The following is a 15,007-nucleotide window of genomic DNA, read 5'->3' as shown; positions in this document are numbered from 1 at the left end:
TCCCGAACTCGGAAGTGAAACGCAGCCGCGCCGATGGTAGTGTGGCTCAAGCCATGCGAGAGTAGGTCATCGCCAGGGGCTTTACCCCGCAAACCCCCAGCCAATCGGCTGGGGGTTTGTCTTTTGCGCGAGATAAAATCGGAAAAGTGGAAATTCGCCGTCGCTATCAATAGGCAAGGAGCCCACGGGCGCATATGGCGAAAATGAGAAACGTCAGAATCCACGCGATCGACGGATCGCACGCTGTTAGGTTTCGGACGAGAGATCTTGAGATGTCCTCGGCAAGATCACGAGGAAGAATGGCGCGCCCGGAGGGATTCGAACCCCCGACCAATGGCTTCGGAAGCCACTACTCTATCCGGCTGAGCTACGGGCGCGTTGGCCGATCATTATGCCAGAGCTTCTTGCGACGCGGGCGATTCGGCAGCAATGGGAGGGCCAAGCATCGAACCCTCCCGCTTCACCGCAGTCCCTCAGGGCTTGAGTACCGCGCGTCCACGGATACGCCCATGCCGCAATCGGTCATAGACATCGACGGCCTGTTCGAGTGGGAAAACTTCGACATCGGCGCGAATGCGTCCTTCCTGCGCCAACGCGATGACCTCCATCAGCTCAGGACGCGAACCCCAGTAGGGAATGCTCACCTCGCATCCATAAGGCGGGGAGTTTGCGGCGTAGGCCAGCGTGCCGCCACCCAGGCCCACTACCGTCAGCCGGCTGGCACGACCCACCACCTGTTTGCACAAATCCATGGTGGCCTGCGCACCCACGAAATCGAGCGCGACCGTGGCGCCGCGGGCGCCTGTAAACGCCGCGATCTCTTCGGCAGCGGCCTTTCCGTCTCGCGTGTTGACCGTGTGCTTCACGCCAAGCTCCCGTGCGTGCGCGAGCTTGCTGTCATCGATATCGCCGGCGATCAGGCGGGCAGGCGTCAGCGCCTGGAGCAACTGCACGGCCATGTGGCCCAACCCCCCGATTCCGACCACGACGACGCTGGCTTCCGGCGTCAGGAGGGGCAGTGCGGCCTTGATGGCGTGATACGGGGTGAGGGCGGCATCGCTCAGCGGCGCAGCGCTAACCGGATCAAGCTTGCCTAGCGGTACCAGCAGCCGGGGCGACGGGACGATCATGTACTCGGCCATGCCGCCATCCGACCCCAAACCACCGCCGAAAGTGGGAATGCTGGCGTGGTTCTCGCAGTAGTTCTCCGCGGATTGCTGGCACGTATGACAGCGTCCACAGCCCCAAGGTCCATAGACCGCCACCGGGTCGCCCTCGCGCCAACCTTCCACGCCTTGGCCGAGTGCATCGATCCAGCCGGTATTCTCATGCCCGAGCGTGAAGGGTCCGGCCACGCCGATGCCTTCGTCGAGCACATGCAGATCGGAATGGCACACGCCCGCACCGGCCACGCGAATGCGGATCTGCCCAGGGCCTGGTTCCGGTTTCGGAATGTCGACGATCTCCGGTGGGCGACCGGTCTCGATATAACGCACTGCCTTCATCGCATGATCTCCATGGGGGAAAGTCACGATCAGGCTAGGGCGACCTCGTTTAAAGCCGCCTGACAGGGGCACGTCGATCGCCGTCCAGCGCGCGGTGCTGCTACCCTTTCGACATGAGTTACGAACGCTTCGAGTCCCATCCACCCGCGCAGGCCGCTTCCCGCTGGAAAGAGCGGCTCGGCCAGTACTGGAAGCTGGTTCGGGGTGACCGTCCGATCGGCACGTTGCTGCTCTTGTGGCCCACATGGTGGGCCTTGTGGCTGGCCAGCGAAGGCGTGCCCTCCTGGTGGATCCTGTTCGTCTTTACCGCGGGCGTGTGGCTGACTCGCTCGGCCGGGTGCGTCATCAACGACTACGCCGATCGCTGGCTGGATCCCCATGTCGAGCGCACGCGGCAGCGACCGCTGGCTACTGGCGCGGTGTCAGGACGCGAGGCGTTGGCGGTGTTCGCGGTACTGATGGTGATCGCCTTCGCGTTGGTGCTTACCTTGAACGCGTTGACGATTGGCCTGAGCGTCATCGGCCTGTTCCTCGCCGCCAGCTATCCCTATCTGAAGCGCTACACCCACCTGCCGCAGGTGTATCTGGGCATGGCGTTCGGCTGGGGCATCCCGATGGCCTTCGCCGCGGTGCAGGGCGAGGTGCCGGCGGTGGGCTGGATCCTGTACCTGGCGAACATCCTCTGGTCGACCGCTTACGACACCTGGTATGCCATGGTCGATCGCGAGGACGACATCAAGATGGGCTCCCACTCCACGGCCATCCTGTTTGGCGACATGGATCTGGTGGCCCAAGGCGTGCTGTACGCGCTGACGTTCACCGCGCTGGCGATGGTGGGAACGCGCGCGCACATGGGCCCACTTTACTGGGTTGGCCTGGGCGTCGCCGCAGTGCTCGTGGCGTACGAATTCGTGATCGCACGACGCCGCGAACGCGGGCCTTGCTTTCGGGCCTTCCTGCACAACAACTGGGTGGGACTGGCGGTATTCGCGGGCATTGCGGGCGAACTGGCGCTCCATCACCCCGCAGCCTGACCCTTCGGGCACCTGCGAGCGCAGGTGCCCCAGGCGTCGTCACAACTTGAACTGATTGAGTCGGCGCACCTTGAAGGCGGCAATGATCTGCAGCACCCCGTACACGATGGCAGCCGCGCCGATCCAGATCGTCGTCACCGCCAGGCCGCCGACGGGGTTGAGCACATAGAGCACCCCCAGTGCGATGGCGAGCAGACCACTGAGCGCAATCAGCCATTCGCCCTCGATCTCCTTGCGCACGCGGATGGCAAAGACGATGCGATACACGCCGGCCACGATCAGCCAAGCGGCCAGGAATAGCAGCAGGATGCTTGCCGTCGCCACGGGATTGAACACGGTCAGCAGACCGAAGACGATCGACACCACGGCGTAGACCGCCAGCCAGCCCTTGGAGATGGCGACCTGCTTGTCGAACAGCGCCAGCAGACTCACGAGCCCTTCCGCCAGCGCCATGACACCCAGCGCCCAGGCCAATGCCGCTGCCGCGGCGACCGGACGGGTGACTGCAATCAGGCCAAACAGCACGCCAAGCAGGCCGTACAGCAGAAGCACCCACCAGCTACGTCCCAACGAAGAAAGAATTCCGACCACGCCATAACGCTCTTGCGCGCCCATTACCGCTCTCCTTGATAAGCCGGGATTGCCGACCGGCTGCGATTCGTTCCGCCGGCGATGCTACGCCGGCACCTGGCGCCGAACTTTCACTCCGTCTTCATGGCGCCCGCGCGCATACCCAAGCACCCACTTGTCGCGCGCCAGCTTGGCGCAGGGCCTGCGCAGCCGATTGGAGTGTCGCGCCGGTCGTCATCACGTCGTCGACGAGCACGAGGTGCGCCGGTACCGGCGCGACACATTGAAACGCGCCCCACACGTTGCGCCTGCGCGCCACCGCGTCCAGCGACGACTGCGCGGCGGTGGCGATGCGGCGCCTCAGGATCGCGCGACATTCCAGGCCGAGCACGGACGCGAGGGGCCTGGCGAGTTCGGCTGCCTGGTCGTAGCCGCGCCCTCTCAGCCTGTTGTCATGCAAGGGCACCGGAACGAGCACGGGATTGCCGACAGATGCCGGGGCGAATCTACAGGCCATCATCTGCGCGAGCATTCGACCCGCGGCCAGGTCGCCATCGAACTTGAAGCGCCGGAGCAGCGTGTCGACCGGCCACTGGTACACGAAGGTGGCGAGGGTCGACTCCAGGATGCCGCGTCGTCGCGAACAGTCGCCGCACGGCGTGCCGCCATCACCCGCCGGGACGGGCATCGCGCAACGCGGGCACGCCGCGAGGCTCCAGGGCAGCGTGGTCTCGCAGGCCCGGCACATATCCAACATGCCGGTGCCCGGCGCATCGCACAGAAGGCAGCGCGACGGCAGGAGCCATGCCTGGGTGTGCAGCAGCCAGCGCCGAGCACTTCGATTGAAGAGGGATGGGAGGTTCTGCATGCCGGGAATGTTCGGCCGCCACGCGCACGCGCGATATCGGCGCACCGGGCGCGCCGCGGTCGTCCCATACCCCGGCGTTCTGTCGGGCAACACTGCGTGCCACGGAGCGTTCGTCCCAGTGGTTTACCATCCGGCCACCACGGAGAAGAAGCGGGGCGAAGATGATCCGGGTCATCCTCTTGCAGGGCGGTAGCCGGTATCGGCGAGAGCAGCGCGACGACGCGCCTGAGCTGGTCGACTACGACGGTGTCACCTATTCGCTGCGTGCCGGTCCGCGCACGCCACAGCCCACGGACCATGCCTGGGAAGCGGTCGCGGTCTACGCGCCCGACGAATTCAACGAAGAAGAATTCCAGGAGATGTACGAGACCGCCCGGCTCCAGGTCGAGGAGCTGAACCTCAAGTACTGAGACCGCGCCGCCGCGGTGACGGTCCGGCGGCCCGTCGCTGCCTTACTATGCGCGCATTGCGGCCTGCCGCGTCTCGATCCACCGCCCCGTGCATCCGTCCCGCAAGCTATCGGCCATCGTCCACCTGTCGTGCCGATTCTGGCTGCTGTGTTGCCTCGCGCTCTTCGCAGGCGCGGCGTGGGGCCAGGCGCAACCGGACACCTCGCTGGCCGATGCCCAGAAGCTGCTCGATGGGGCCGAAGACCGCCTCGCGGACGTCAACAAGAAGCTGCCGGCCACCGAGGCGCCGGAAGACTTCCTCAAGCTCAACGAACAGCTGGCTTCCATCCAGCGCGATACGCAGTCGGCGGCGCAGTCGCTGGATGCGCCCCTGGCCGACGTCAAGGCGCGATTGGAGCAGCTGGGTGCGCCGCCGGCCGCGGGGACGAAGGAATCGTCCGACATCGCCAACCAGCGGCGTGATCTGACCGCTCGACAGCTGAAGCTGGACGACGCGCGCAAGCGGGCGGAACTACTGGGCCTGGATGCCAGCCAGGCTGCCACGCAGCTCGAGCGCATCCGTTCCGAGAAGTTCAGCCAGGACCTCACCACGCGCGACGCTTCCCCCCTCGCGCCCGCCCTTTGGCGCCAGCTGGCCAAGGCTTGGCCAGCCGATGCGACGACGCTGTCGGGGATGGCGCGCGACGCCAGCACCACGCTGCGTGCCGCGGTGTCGCGCGAGGGCTATGGCGCGCTGGTGGGCGGGTTGATCGTGGCCCTGCTGCTGGCCTTTCCGGTACGCATCGCGCTGCGGCGCCTCGGACGTCGCCTGATCACTTCGCGCGGGCCGGGCGGCCGCCTGCGCCGTTCCGCACTGGCGGTGTGGTTGATGCTCGTGGGCACGCTGTCGATCGGGCTGGCGGCATCCGCATTCGCGGGCGCGCTGCAGGCGATCGAGGGCATCCCGGAATCGCTGTTGCCGCTCGTCGAGCCTTTCGTCCAGATCAGCTACATCGCGGCGTTCATCAGCGCGTTGAGCGGCGCCCTGATGTCGCGCGGCCAAGCCTCGTGGCGCCTGTTCACGCTGGATGACGCCACCGCCCGGCGGCTGCTGTGGCATTGCCACGCCGCCGCGTGGCTGGCGTGGCTACGCTTCATGGCCGCGCAGGTCCTGAAGGTCGGGCAGACCAGCGACATCCTCAACCAGGTGCTCGATGCGACCAGCGCACTGCTGTATGTCGCGCTGATCCTGTCGGCGCTGGCCACGCTGACCCGTTCGCTTCGTCGCACCGAGCACGATCCGGCGATGGCGGGCGAGGCGCCCGAGGACAGCGATCCCAAGGCCGTCACCAGCACTGCCAAGGCGCCCGCGCGCAACCTGACGACCCGCGGCGGTGGCGTGGTCGCGCTCGCCCGCATCCTGGGCTACTGCGCGGTACTGCTGGCATTGCTGGCGGTCCTGGTGGGCTACTTCAACTTCGCCGTCTTCGTGACCCGGCAAATCATCTGGGTGGCGCTGGTATGGGGCGCCATCGCGCTGCTGCTGGCATTCGTCGACGACCTCTGCATGTGGATGGTGCGGCCCGGGAACCGGCTCAGCCGTGCACTGGTGGGCATCGGCCTGCGCCCGAGCCTGCTCGCGCAGGCTGGCGCGCTGGTATCGGCGGTGATCCGCGTGTGCCTGCTGGTCTCGGGCGTGACCGCGCTGCTGATGCCGTACGGCTCGAATCTGTCTCTGTTCGGCAACCTGTTCTCGGCGCTGTCCACGGGGTTGAAGCTGGGCAATGTCCGTTTCGCGCCGACCGAAATCTTGGGTGCGCTGGCGACGCTGGCGATCGGCTGGGTCCTGTTGCAGGGCGCCCAGCAATGGCTCAACAAGACCTATCTGCCGAAGACCGACCTGGACGTGGGCGCGCGTGCCTCGGTCAGCGCGGTGGTGCGCTATGTCGGCATCGTGGTGGTGATCCTGTGGGCGCTGGCGGCGCTGGGCATCACTGCTGCCAATCTGGCGCTGGTGGCCAGCGCGCTGTCGGTGGGTATCGGTTTCGGCCTGCAGGCGATCACCCAGAACTTCATTTCCGGCCTGATCCTCATGGCCGAGCGGCCTGTGCGGGTGGGTGACTGGATCCGCCTGGGCGACCAGGAAGGCGACGTCAAACGCATCAACGTGCGCGCCACCGAGATCCAGATCGGCGACCGCTCCACCCTGATCGTGCCGAACTCCGAGCTCATCACCAAGAGCGTGCGCAACATGACGCTGTCCAATCCGATGGGCCGCGTGCAGCTGCAGTTCGCCGTGCCGCTCGGCACGGACATGGCCCGCGTGCGCGAGCTGCTGCTGGCGCTGTATGCCAGTCACCCGAAGGTGCTGGCCACCCCCGCGCCGGCGGTGTACATCGACGCGATCGCCAATGGCCAGGCGAATTTCAACAGCTTCCTCTACGTGGGCAGCCCGCGTGATGCCTACAGCGTGCGCAGCGAACTGTTCTTCGGATTGCTGGCGAAGATGGCCGAGGCGGGTATCGCGCTCAGCTCGCCGCAGGATATCCGTGTCGTGCCGGCGCCCGCCCAGGCGTCATCCGGGCCAGGGCACGAAGAAGCGCGTTCCGATTCGGCGGAGTGACCGGGGACCGTCTCCTTCCGAGCAGGCGGCCCAAACAAAAAGCCCCGCACGAAGTGCAGGGCTTTCTGGTCTCGCCTATGGTGGCTATGGGTGGACTCGAACCACCGACCCCAGCATTATGAGTGCTGTGCTCTAACCGGCTGAGCTACATAGCCATAGTGAGCCGCCAATTTTCGCGGGGTCCGGCCCGGCTGTCAATCTTTTCGTTCTCGGCTTGTGGCCCGACGGCGGCCATGGCAGAGTCCGGGACAGTAGATTTTTTCAGGAGTCCGCATCGTGATCGATCCGGACGGCTACCGACCGAACGTCGGCATCGTGCTGATGCGGCAGGACGGCCAGGTGTTCTGGGCCCGCAGGGTGCGCCGGGATGGCTGGCAGTTTCCGCAGGGGGGCATGAATTCCGACGAAACCCCGGTCGAGGCCATGTATCGCGAGTTGCGCGAGGAGACGGGGCTGCTGCCCGAGCATGTCGAGCTGCTGGGGGCGACCCCGGGCTGGCTGCGTTACCGGCTGCCCAGCCGGGCGGTGCGGCGCAATGAACGCCAGGTCTGCATCGGCCAGAAGCAGGTCTGGTTCCTGCTGCGCCTGACCGGCGATGAAGCGCACGTCGATCTCACTCATACTGAGACGCCTGAGTTCGACCACTGGCGCTGGGTGGATTTCTGGTATCCGGTTCAGCACGTCGTCGTGTTCAAGCGGGGCGTATACGCCCGGGCGCTGCGCCACCTGGCCCCGTTGGCGCGGGGTATCGCTGGGGAAGCTGCGGTGGGCGCGATGCCCGCGCCGGCCCAGGAAGCCTGGCTGCCGGGCAGCAGTGCCGGGCACGACAGGCCCCGGAAACGGTCCCGCGGGCGCGGCGGAAGCCGGCGCTCGCGGACGGGCAGCGTCGATTCATGAAACCGAATTGACAACAATTCGCATTTGCGATGGAATGCATATGCCCCGCCTTGGGGCGTTCCAGGCATTGCGATCGTGTACGTCTGCATCTGCAACGGGGTTACCGACCATCAGATCCGTGAAGCGGCCGCCAGCGGCTGCACCAGCGTGTCCGAATTGACGATGCGCACCGGCTGCGGTTCCAACTGCGGTTCCTGCCTGGACATGGCCGCCGGCCTGCTGGAGCAGGCCCGCATGACGCGCGACCTGCCGCTGCCCGTGCTGGGCCTGGCGGTCGCAGCCTGAGCCTTTCGGCCGGCATGCCGCTGGCCATCTTCCCCAACTGAACACGATTCGCGTTCCTTCATCTGGTACGCGAAGGCGCTAAAGTGCGCCCGCTCAATCAGGGAGACATCGGCATGAAAGGCGACAGCAAGGTCATCGAGTTCCTCAACAAGGCGCTCTACAACGAACTGACCGCCATCAACCAGTACTTCCTGCACGCCAAGATGCTGAAGAACTGGGGCCTGAAGGAACTGGCCGAGCACGAGTACAAGGAATCCATCGACGAGATGAAGCACGCCGACAAGCTGTCGGACCGCATCCTCTTCCTCGAAGGCCTCCCGAACTTCCAGGCGCTCGGCAAGCTGCGCATCGGCGAGAACCCCACCGAGATGTTCCGCTGCGACCTGGCGCTGGAGCGCGAGGCCGTCGTGCTACTGCGCGAGGCGATCGCCTACGCCGATTCCATCCACGACTACGTCAGCCGCCAGCTGTTCGTGGACATCCTCGAATCCGAGGAAGAGCACATCGACTGGCTGGAAACGCAGCTGGACCTGGTCGACCGCATCGGCGAGCCGAACTACCTGCTCACCAAGCTGGAAGACTGACTCAGCCGCCCGCGGCGAGCGGGCGCTGCAGCCGCGCGATCTGTCCCGTCAGGGCCAATCGCGCGCGCGCGTATTCGGCGATCACCAACGCCACCATGACCGCCGGCCGTTCGATCGGCCCCGCACGCGCGGCCAGCTCGATGCGCCGCGCCGCATTGGCCAGCGCGATCGCGCCGACATTGGCGCTGGACGACTTCAGCGTGTGGCTGGCTTCGCGCAGCTCGTCATTGTCGCGCGTGCCCGAAGCGGCTTCCAGGCGCGCGATCAGGCGCGGCGCATCCTCCAGGAACAGCTGCACGATGCTGGCGGTTTCCGCGCCAGCCACTTCGTGCAGTTCGTCCAGCACCTCGGTATCGAGGATCGGCAGTGCGGCGGATTGCATGGCCGGCGTGGCGATTTCCGCCTGCGGTTCGGCGTCGTGGGCGGCGGCCAGCGGTAGGCCGCGACGCGGCAACCAGCGGGCGAGGCAGCTTTCCAGTTGTTCACGCGATACCGGCTTGGGCAGGTAATCGTCCATGCCCGCTTCCAGGCAGCGTTCGCGATCGCCGGCCATCGCGTTGGCCGTCATCGCCACGATCGGCAGCCGCGGCGCGCCGGCTTCCGCTTCCAGCGCACGCCAGCGACGGGTGGCCTCGTAGCCGTCCAGCACCGGCATCTGGCAGTCCATGAAGACCAGGTCATGCCGGTGCTGGCGCAGCGAATCGAGCGCGGCCTCGCCGTGGGTGGCGACCTCCGCCTCGTAGCCCAGCGTCGCGAGCATCTTCTGCGCGACGATCAGGTTCACCGGGTTGTCCTCGACGAGCAGGATGCGCGGCTCCTGCAGGTCGCTGGCGGTGGCCGCCGACGGTGGCGGCAGCTGCGGGATCGCACTGCCGGCATCCTCCGTCTCGGCGGGCACGCGTCGTTCCGGCACCAGGGCGGCGCGCAGCTCGGCGTCGCTGGCCTGGCGCGGGAGGCGGTCGAGGTGATCGTCGAGTTCGTCGGGCAGCGGCTCGTCGCCCACCAGCCAGATCAGCCGCGTGCCGGCATGCTCGGGTGCGCGCGCGATGCCGCGATGCAGGGCGCGCGCGCTATAGCGCAGCTGCTCGTGGTCGGCGATGACCACGTCGAACGCCGCGCCCATGCGCTGCCCCGCGCTGGCGCGCATGCGCTCCAGCGCTTCCTGCGTGCTGTCCACGCAGTGCAGGCCGATGCCCCAGTTGCGCATCAGCATCTGCATGCGCTGGCGCAGGCGGTCGTCGCTGGAAACCAGCAGTACCCGCATCGCCTCGCGCAGCGCGTGGCCTTGCTGCAGGTCGCCGATGACCTTCAGCAGCGGGATTTCGAACCAGAACGTGGCGCCCGCGCCCGGCGCGGATTCCACGCCGATGCGGCCGCCCATCAGGTCGATGATGCGCTTGCAGATCACCAGCCCCAGGCCGGTGCCGCCGTACAGGCGCGTGGTCGAAGCATCGGCCTGGGTGAAGGCGCGGAACAGGCGCGCCTGCTGCTCCGGCGCGATGCCGATGCCGCTGTCGCGCACCTGGAAACGCAGCAGGTGCTGCGCCTTGGTTTCGCCGAGGCGGCGCACGCTGACATCGATGCCGCCGCGCTCGGTGAACTTCAGCGCGTTGCCGATCAGGTTGCCCAGCACCTGGCGCAGACGCACCGGATCGCCGCGCACCGACAGGCGCACGGCCGGGTCGATGGCCACGTCCAGCCGCAGGTGCTTGTCCTCGGCGGCGCGCTGCATCAGCTGCACCACGCCGTCCATCAGCTCGCGCAGGTTGAACGTGGTGATCTCCAGCTCGAGCTTGTCGGCCTCCAGCTTGGAGTAGTCCAGGATGTCGTCGACGATGCGCAGCAGCTGCAGCGAGCTGGCCATGGCCGTTTGCAGCATCTCGCGCTGGTCGGCGGCCAACGCGCCGCGCGAGACCAGGTCGAGCATCGGGATGATGCCATTGAGCGGCGTGCGGATCTCGTGGCTCATCGTGGCGAGGAATTCGCCCTTGGCCAGCACCGCCGCTTCCGCGGCCTGCTTGGCCTGCAGCAGCTGCTGTTCGAGCTGGTCGTGCCGCAGCAGGTCCTGGCGCAGGCCGTCGATCTCCCGCCGCGCGCCCTCCAGCCGATCGCGCAGCAAGGCCTGCTGGTGCCGCGCTTCGGCCAGCCGCTTGCCACGCACCAACGCGAACACCACCGCGACGAGCGCCACGGCGGCCACCGCCAGCCAGAGCCACGCGCCTTGGCCGGACGCCAATGGCATGCCTACAGCACCGCGCTGTGGAAGTCGAAGTCCAGTTCCTTGCCGACCGACTGCACCAGGTTGCCCTGGATCAGGTCCACGCCGCCCATCCACATCGCGGCGGCGGCCTGTGCGTCCTCGATCTGCTGGCCGATGATCAGCAGCCCGTGGCGATGCGCCAGGTTGATCGCATCACGCAGTTCGTCGCGCAGCGCCGGCTGGGCGTGCGCGGCCGCGTACCGGCTGTGCATGCGCACGAAACCCAGCGGCAACTGGCTGAGCAGGGCGTTGTTCTCCTCGCCGGTCTCGAACTGGCTCAGGCAGAACTGTACGCCGTGGGCCATCATCCGCTTGCAGAACTGCTGCAGGGTGACGGTGTGGATCAGTGCATCGTCCAGGCGCACGTCGATCACCAGCGAGGTGCCGGCGACACCGCGTTGCGCCAGCGACTGCTCCAGCCATTCGGCGAACGCCTCGCGTGCCAGCGTGCGTGCCGACTGCGAGACGAACAGGCGCAGCGGCGGGCTGGCGTGCTGGTAGTGCTGCAGCAGGCCGAGCGCGTGGTCGAGCACCTGCTGGTCGAGATCGGCGATGCGCCCGGCGGCTTCCGCGGCGGGAATGACCTGGCCGGCCTGCAGCAGCGTGCCGTCGGGGCGACGCAGGCGCAGCAGCACCTGGTATTGCGCCATGTCGCCGCCGGCCACGGCGACGATGGGCTGGTAGGCCAGCTCCAGCTGGCCATCGACCAGTTCCAGGTGCGCGTCGTCCTGTACCTCGCTGGGCATGTGGACGCGCACGCCTTCCGGCTCCAGCCGCGCCTGCAGGGCGGTCCGTTCGGCGGCTTCCAGCGCGCTGCCGGCTTCGCCGAAGCCATGGTCCAGCGGGGTCACGCCGATGGCGCAGCGCAGGTGTACCGATTCGCCCTCGCGAACCTCGAACGCCTGCGTGGCCAGCTGCGCGCGCATCTCCACCGCGAGGTGGCGTTGCGCGGCGACGTCCAGGCCTTCGACCAGCACCAGGAAGCTGTTGTCGTTCAAACGCGCCAGCGGGAACGGCGTGGCCGCGCGCGCGAGGCGGTGGCCGGCCTGGTTCATCAGGCGCTCGAAGGCGGCATAGCCATAGCGCTCGCGCAGGCCCAAGGCGCTGGCGACCTCGATGAAGAGAATGCCGGCATCGGCGCGGCCGAGATGGTTGCCCAGCAGCTGCATCACGTGCACGCGCGTGGGCAGGCCGGTTTCCGGATTGCTGCGCGCGCCGTCCTCGCCTCCCGACAGCTGCGCCTGCTGGCGCGCGCGGCGGATGCGGTTGGACACCGCAGCGATGAGGTGGCGCGGACGGATCGGCTTGTTGAGGAAATCGTCCGCGCCGCTGTCGAGCACTTCGAACTGGCGCTCCGGGTCCGGGTCGCCGGTGAGGAACACGATCGGCAGCAGCTGGTGCTGCGGCTGCTGGCGGATCAGCGTGGTCAGGCGGATGCCGTCCAGGTCCGGCATGTGCAGGTCCATCAGGATGAGATCCGGACGGTATTCGGCGATGGCCTGCGGCACCGCCGCCGCGCTCATCTCCACCTGCGCATGCATGCCCGCGCCATGCAGCACGCTCTGCGCGAACAGGGCCTGCGAACGGTCGTCTTCGACGATGAGGATGCGATACGGGCTATCGGTGGGTCGCAGCAGCTGGTCGTCGCCGGGCGCGGTGGCCACGGGTGGCGACGCGGTGGCCGCGCGCTGTTCGGCGGGCGGCGGCGTGGGGGTGCTGGCGAGCGGCGCGACAGCGGGCGGCGTCACCACGGGCGCTTGCACCGGTGCGGGTGCCGGCACCGCGGCCTGGCGTTCCTCGAACTGCGGGCGCACGCCGCCGATCTGTTCGGAAATGTCGTCCCAGCGACGCCAGTAGTCGGTCGGTGGTGTTTCCGCGCGCACGCCGCGGGCGCGACCGCGCGCGTCGTCGCGGGCGTTGGATGCCGGTTGTCGAGCGACCATGGAGACTCCCCTGTCAGCGCCCCTGATTATGCGATGAACTTCACGGCAGCGGCGACTGCCCCGGTTCGAACGTCCCGCCTTGCGCCCTCAGTGGCGCGACCAGCCGCTTCATCCCGCGCCACAGGGTCCGCCAGACCCACCACACCAGCAGCGCGCCGAGCAGGCTGGCGCCCACCACCACCAGCAAGGCCAGCCAGGGATGCGCCAGGGCCAGGGCGAGGGTGGTGGTGACCACCGCGTCCTCGGCGATGGACGCCATCCAGTTGCTGGCCGGTTCGGGCGAGGTATTGAGCAGGGCGCGCGAACCAGCCTTGAGCACGTGGCTGGTCAGTGCCACCCCGGCGCCCGCCACCAGCGCGCCGGTTCCCAGCTGCCCGTCGGGCGAGAGCGTGGCGGCGGCCAGGAACGCGCCCGCCGGTACGCGCGCGAGCGTCTGCAGCAGGTCCCACACCGAATCGACGCCGGGAATCTTGTCGGCGAGGAACTCCGCCACCGCCAGCGCGCCGGAGGTACACAGCACCCACCACGAGGTGGTCGCCTGCAACGCGGGCGGCAGGTCCACCCAGCCGAGCGCGCCGGCCAGGCCGATGCCGAACACGGTGAGGTACACCCGGATGCCGGCTAGCCAGGCCAGCAGGATGCCGATGACGAACAGGTGGGCCTCGTTCATGCCGAGTGCTCCGCGGGGATCGCGGCCACTATCGGGCATGCACGCCGGTGGCGCCAGCGCCGCAGTGGCGCCATCTGGCACACTAACCAGCCGTTCCCACAGGACGTCCGCGCCGGCCCCCGGGCCTGTGCCTCCTCCCGATGAATCGACCGGTCCCCCGTATCCAGATCGTCCGCCACGGATCTTCTTCGCCGCACGGCTTCCCGTGGGGAGTGGTGATCGTGGTCGGCGTGCTGTGGCTGCTGTCGCTCGGCGGCATGTGGCTGCTCGCCAGCCGGCTCGCCGCGCCCGAACTGGGCCAGGCGCAGGCCGAGCTGCGCGCCAGCCAGCGCCAGGCGGCCGACCTGCAGGCGCAGATCCAGGGCCTGAAGCAGCGCCAGGTCAACCTCGCCGTTTCCGACCAGATCAGCCGCGCGGCCAACAATGAAGTGCAGGCTTCGCTGGCCGAGCGCGACGAGCAGATCGCCGCGCTGCGTGCCGACGTCGCGTTCTACGAGCGGCTGGTCGGCGCCACCAGCCAGCGCAAGGGCCTCAACGCCCACTCCATCGAGTTCACGCCGGAAGCCGGCGGCACCTGGGCCTACACGGCCGTGCTGACGCAGAACCTGAACCGGGGCGCGATCAGCGAGGGCCAGCTGCGCTTTTCGGTGGAGGGCGTGCGCGCCGGCAAGCTGACCACGGTCAGCTGGAACGAACTGCACCAGAAGGCCGACGTGCCCGGGCAGCCTTATTCGTTCAGGTATTTCCAGCAATTGACCGGCAGCGTGATCCTGCCCAAGGATTTCACCCCGCAACGTGTGCGAATCTCGCTGAGCGGCGGTGGGGCGCCGGTCAACCAGACATTCGATTGGAAGAGCGCCGCCACTGCGGCCTCAGGGGAGTAGGCATGTTCGGCAACAAATCCAACCGGGGCGACCAGACCGTGGTCGACACCCTCATCGGGCCGCAGGTGGTGATCCGGGGCGACCTGGTCTTCAGTGGCGGGCTGTATATCGAAGGCCGCATCCACGGCAAGGTCATCGCCGAGGACGGCAGCCCGGCCATCGTGACGCTGGCCGAGCAGGGCCGCATCGAGGGCGAAGTACGCGCCCCGGTGGTCATCATCAACGGGCAGCTCGATGGCGACGTGCATGCCGCCGAACGCGTCGAACTGGCGCCCAAGGCCCGCGTGCAGGGCAACGTGCACTACCAGGTGGTGGAGATGAGCGCCGGCGCCCAGCTGACCGGCCGGCTGATCCACGCCACCGCGGCGGCCGCGTTGCCGGCGCCAGGCGAGTCCAGCGCGCCGGTCGGCGTCACGCTGGCGGCCGTCAACGGCTGAATCCAGGCAGGTGGCCGGCGCGGCGTCGAACGCTGCGTCCGGCCTGTTGTCTTGAATC

14 protein-coding genes, 2 tRNA genes and 1 rRNA gene are annotated in these 15,007 nt (G+C 67.8%); 9 read left to right on the top strand and 8 right to left on the bottom strand.

The window, feature by feature from the left end:
- A 5S ribosomal RNA gene (gene rrf / locus ARC20_RS18915) occupies positions 1 to 78 on the top strand; the annotation flags it as partial.
- A gap of 222 nt (positions 79 to 300) precedes the next feature.
- Here the strand turns inward: rrf and ARC20_RS16715 are convergent.
- Positions 301 to 377 (bottom strand) — tRNA-Arg (locus ARC20_RS16715).
- 96 nt (positions 378 to 473) lie between these two features.
- On the bottom strand, positions 474 to 1,505 hold the full coding sequence (locus ARC20_RS16710; protein ID WP_057649166.1) for an NAD(P)-dependent alcohol dehydrogenase: 1,032 nt from the start codon (positions 1,503 to 1,505) through the stop codon (positions 474 to 476).
- A 113-nt stretch (positions 1,506 to 1,618) separates the two neighbouring features.
- On the opposite strand from ARC20_RS16710, the gene ubiA reads away from it, so the two are divergent.
- The gene (gene ubiA / locus ARC20_RS16705; RefSeq protein WP_057649164.1) at positions 1,619 to 2,539 is read left to right on the top strand and encodes a 4-hydroxybenzoate octaprenyltransferase; all 921 of its coding nucleotides are present in this window, start codon (positions 1,619 to 1,621) and stop codon (positions 2,537 to 2,539) included.
- 39 nt (positions 2,540 to 2,578) lie between these two features.
- On the opposite strand, the gene ARC20_RS16700 is transcribed toward ubiA, so the two are convergent.
- Together ARC20_RS16700 and ARC20_RS16695 are read right to left on the bottom strand one after the other, a co-directional pair.
- Positions 2,579 to 3,154 (bottom strand): HdeD family acid-resistance protein, encoded by a 576-nt coding sequence (locus ARC20_RS16700; protein ID WP_057649162.1) that lies wholly within the window; start codon positions 3,152 to 3,154, stop codon positions 2,579 to 2,581.
- A gap of 97 nt (positions 3,155 to 3,251) precedes the next feature.
- Complete coding sequence (locus ARC20_RS16695) at positions 3,252 to 3,977, bottom strand: ComF family protein (RefSeq protein ID WP_057649161.1); 726 nt, start codon at positions 3,975 to 3,977, stop codon at positions 3,252 to 3,254.
- Positions 3,978 to 4,138: 161 nt separating this feature from the next.
- Between ARC20_RS16695 and ARC20_RS16690 the strand changes: the two genes are divergently transcribed.
- Both ARC20_RS16690 and ARC20_RS16685 read left to right on the top strand, forming a co-directional pair.
- On the top strand, positions 4,139 to 4,387 hold the full coding sequence (locus tag ARC20_RS16690; protein WP_057649159.1) for a hypothetical protein: 249 nt from the start codon (positions 4,139 to 4,141) through the stop codon (positions 4,385 to 4,387).
- A gap of 88 nt (positions 4,388 to 4,475) precedes the next feature.
- Positions 4,476 to 6,989: a DUF3772 domain-containing protein gene (locus ARC20_RS16685; RefSeq protein ID WP_057649158.1), complete on the top strand. Its 2,514-nt coding sequence runs from the start codon at positions 4,476 to 4,478 to the stop codon at positions 6,987 to 6,989.
- Positions 6,990 to 7,067: 78 nt separating this feature from the next.
- Here the strand turns inward: ARC20_RS16685 and ARC20_RS16680 are convergent.
- A tRNA-Met gene (locus tag ARC20_RS16680) sits at positions 7,068 to 7,144 on the bottom strand.
- Positions 7,145 to 7,265: 121 nt separating this feature from the next.
- On the opposite strand from ARC20_RS16680, the gene ARC20_RS16675 reads away from it, so the two are divergent.
- The 3 genes from ARC20_RS16675 to bfr all read left to right on the top strand — a co-directional run bounded on the left by ARC20_RS16675 (position 7,266) and on the right by bfr (position 8,755).
- Complete coding sequence (locus ARC20_RS16675) at positions 7,266 to 7,886, top strand: RNA pyrophosphohydrolase (protein WP_057649156.1); 621 nt, start codon at positions 7,266 to 7,268, stop codon at positions 7,884 to 7,886.
- 75 nt (positions 7,887 to 7,961) lie between these two features.
- Positions 7,962 to 8,171 (top strand): (2Fe-2S)-binding protein, encoded by a 210-nt coding sequence (locus tag ARC20_RS16670; protein WP_057649154.1) that lies wholly within the window; start codon positions 7,962 to 7,964, stop codon positions 8,169 to 8,171.
- Positions 8,172 to 8,284: 113 nt separating this feature from the next.
- Positions 8,285 to 8,755 carry a bacterioferritin gene (bfr, locus tag ARC20_RS16665; protein WP_057649153.1) on the top strand — a complete coding sequence of 157 codons (471 nt, stop codon included), beginning with the start codon at positions 8,285 to 8,287 and terminating at the stop codon, positions 8,753 to 8,755.
- A gap of 1 nt (position 8,756) precedes the next feature.
- Here the strand turns inward: bfr and ARC20_RS16660 are convergent, their stop codons facing one another.
- From ARC20_RS16660 to ARC20_RS16650, 3 genes are read right to left on the bottom strand one after another with little or no spacing between them, the layout of a single operon-like run.
- On the bottom strand, positions 8,757 to 10,997 hold the full coding sequence (locus ARC20_RS16660; protein WP_057649151.1) for an ATP-binding protein: 2,241 nt from the start codon (positions 10,995 to 10,997) through the stop codon (positions 8,757 to 8,759).
- A gap of 2 nt (positions 10,998 to 10,999) precedes the next feature.
- The gene (locus ARC20_RS16655; RefSeq protein ID WP_057649149.1) at positions 11,000 to 12,958 is read right to left on the bottom strand and encodes an EAL domain-containing protein; all 1,959 of its coding nucleotides are present in this window, start codon (positions 12,956 to 12,958) and stop codon (positions 11,000 to 11,002) included.
- A 40-nt stretch (positions 12,959 to 12,998) separates the two neighbouring features.
- Complete coding sequence (locus ARC20_RS16650; RefSeq protein WP_057649148.1) at positions 12,999 to 13,628, bottom strand: DUF4126 domain-containing protein; 630 nt, start codon at positions 13,626 to 13,628, stop codon at positions 12,999 to 13,001.
- 140 nt (positions 13,629 to 13,768) lie between these two features.
- Here ARC20_RS16650 and ARC20_RS16645 point away from each other — a divergent pair, with 140 nt between their 5' ends.
- Positions 13,769 to 14,512 carry a DUF6776 family protein gene (locus ARC20_RS16645; RefSeq protein WP_057649146.1) on the top strand — a complete coding sequence of 248 codons (744 nt, stop codon included), beginning with the start codon at positions 13,769 to 13,771 and terminating at the stop codon, positions 14,510 to 14,512.
- Positions 14,513 to 14,514: 2 nt separating this feature from the next.
- Positions 14,515 to 14,949, top strand: a complete 435-nt coding sequence (locus ARC20_RS16640) for a bactofilin family protein (protein ID WP_057649144.1) — start codon at positions 14,515 to 14,517, stop codon at positions 14,947 to 14,949.
- The last annotated feature ends 58 nt before the right edge of the window (positions 14,950 to 15,007 follow it).

The organism is Stenotrophomonas panacihumi (assembly GCF_001431645.1).
Taxonomy (GTDB): Bacteria; Pseudomonadota; Gammaproteobacteria; order Xanthomonadales; family Xanthomonadaceae; genus Stenotrophomonas_A; species Stenotrophomonas_A panacihumi.
Note: the sequence above shows the minus strand (reverse complement) of the source record. Positions and strands in the feature narration are given on the sequence as shown.

What these genes read in the sequence shown, in the direction of transcription:
- ARC20_RS16710 (WP_057649166.1), bottom strand. Translation starts at nt 1,505, where the DNA reads ATGAAGGCAGTGCGTTATATCGAGACCGGTCGCCCACCGGAGATCGTC.
- ubiA (WP_057649164.1), top strand. Translation starts at nt 1,619, where the DNA reads ATGAGTTACGAACGCTTCGAGTCCCATCCACCCGCGCAGGCCGCTTCC.
- ARC20_RS16700 (WP_057649162.1), bottom strand. Translation starts at nt 3,154, where the DNA reads ATGGGCGCGCAAGAGCGTTATGGCGTGGTCGGAATTCTTTCTTCGTTG.
- ARC20_RS16695 (WP_057649161.1), bottom strand. Translation starts at nt 3,977, where the DNA reads ATGCAGAACCTCCCATCCCTCTTCAATCGAAGTGCTCGGCGCTGGCTG.
- ARC20_RS16690 (WP_057649159.1), top strand. Translation starts at nt 4,139, where the DNA reads ATGATCCGGGTCATCCTCTTGCAGGGCGGTAGCCGGTATCGGCGAGAG.
- bfr (WP_057649153.1), top strand. Translation starts at nt 8,285, where the DNA reads ATGAAAGGCGACAGCAAGGTCATCGAGTTCCTCAACAAGGCGCTCTAC.
- ARC20_RS16660 (WP_057649151.1), bottom strand. Translation starts at nt 10,997, where the DNA reads ATGCCATTGGCGTCCGGCCAAGGCGCGTGGCTCTGGCTGGCGGTGGCC.
- ARC20_RS16655 (WP_057649149.1), bottom strand. Translation starts at nt 12,958, where the DNA reads ATGGTCGCTCGACAACCGGCATCCAACGCCCGCGACGACGCGCGCGGT.
- ARC20_RS16650 (WP_057649148.1), bottom strand. Translation starts at nt 13,628, where the DNA reads ATGAACGAGGCCCACCTGTTCGTCATCGGCATCCTGCTGGCCTGGCTA.
- ARC20_RS16645 (WP_057649146.1), top strand. Translation starts at nt 13,769, where the DNA reads ATGAATCGACCGGTCCCCCGTATCCAGATCGTCCGCCACGGATCTTCT.
- ARC20_RS16640 (WP_057649144.1), top strand. Translation starts at nt 14,515, where the DNA reads ATGTTCGGCAACAAATCCAACCGGGGCGACCAGACCGTGGTCGACACC.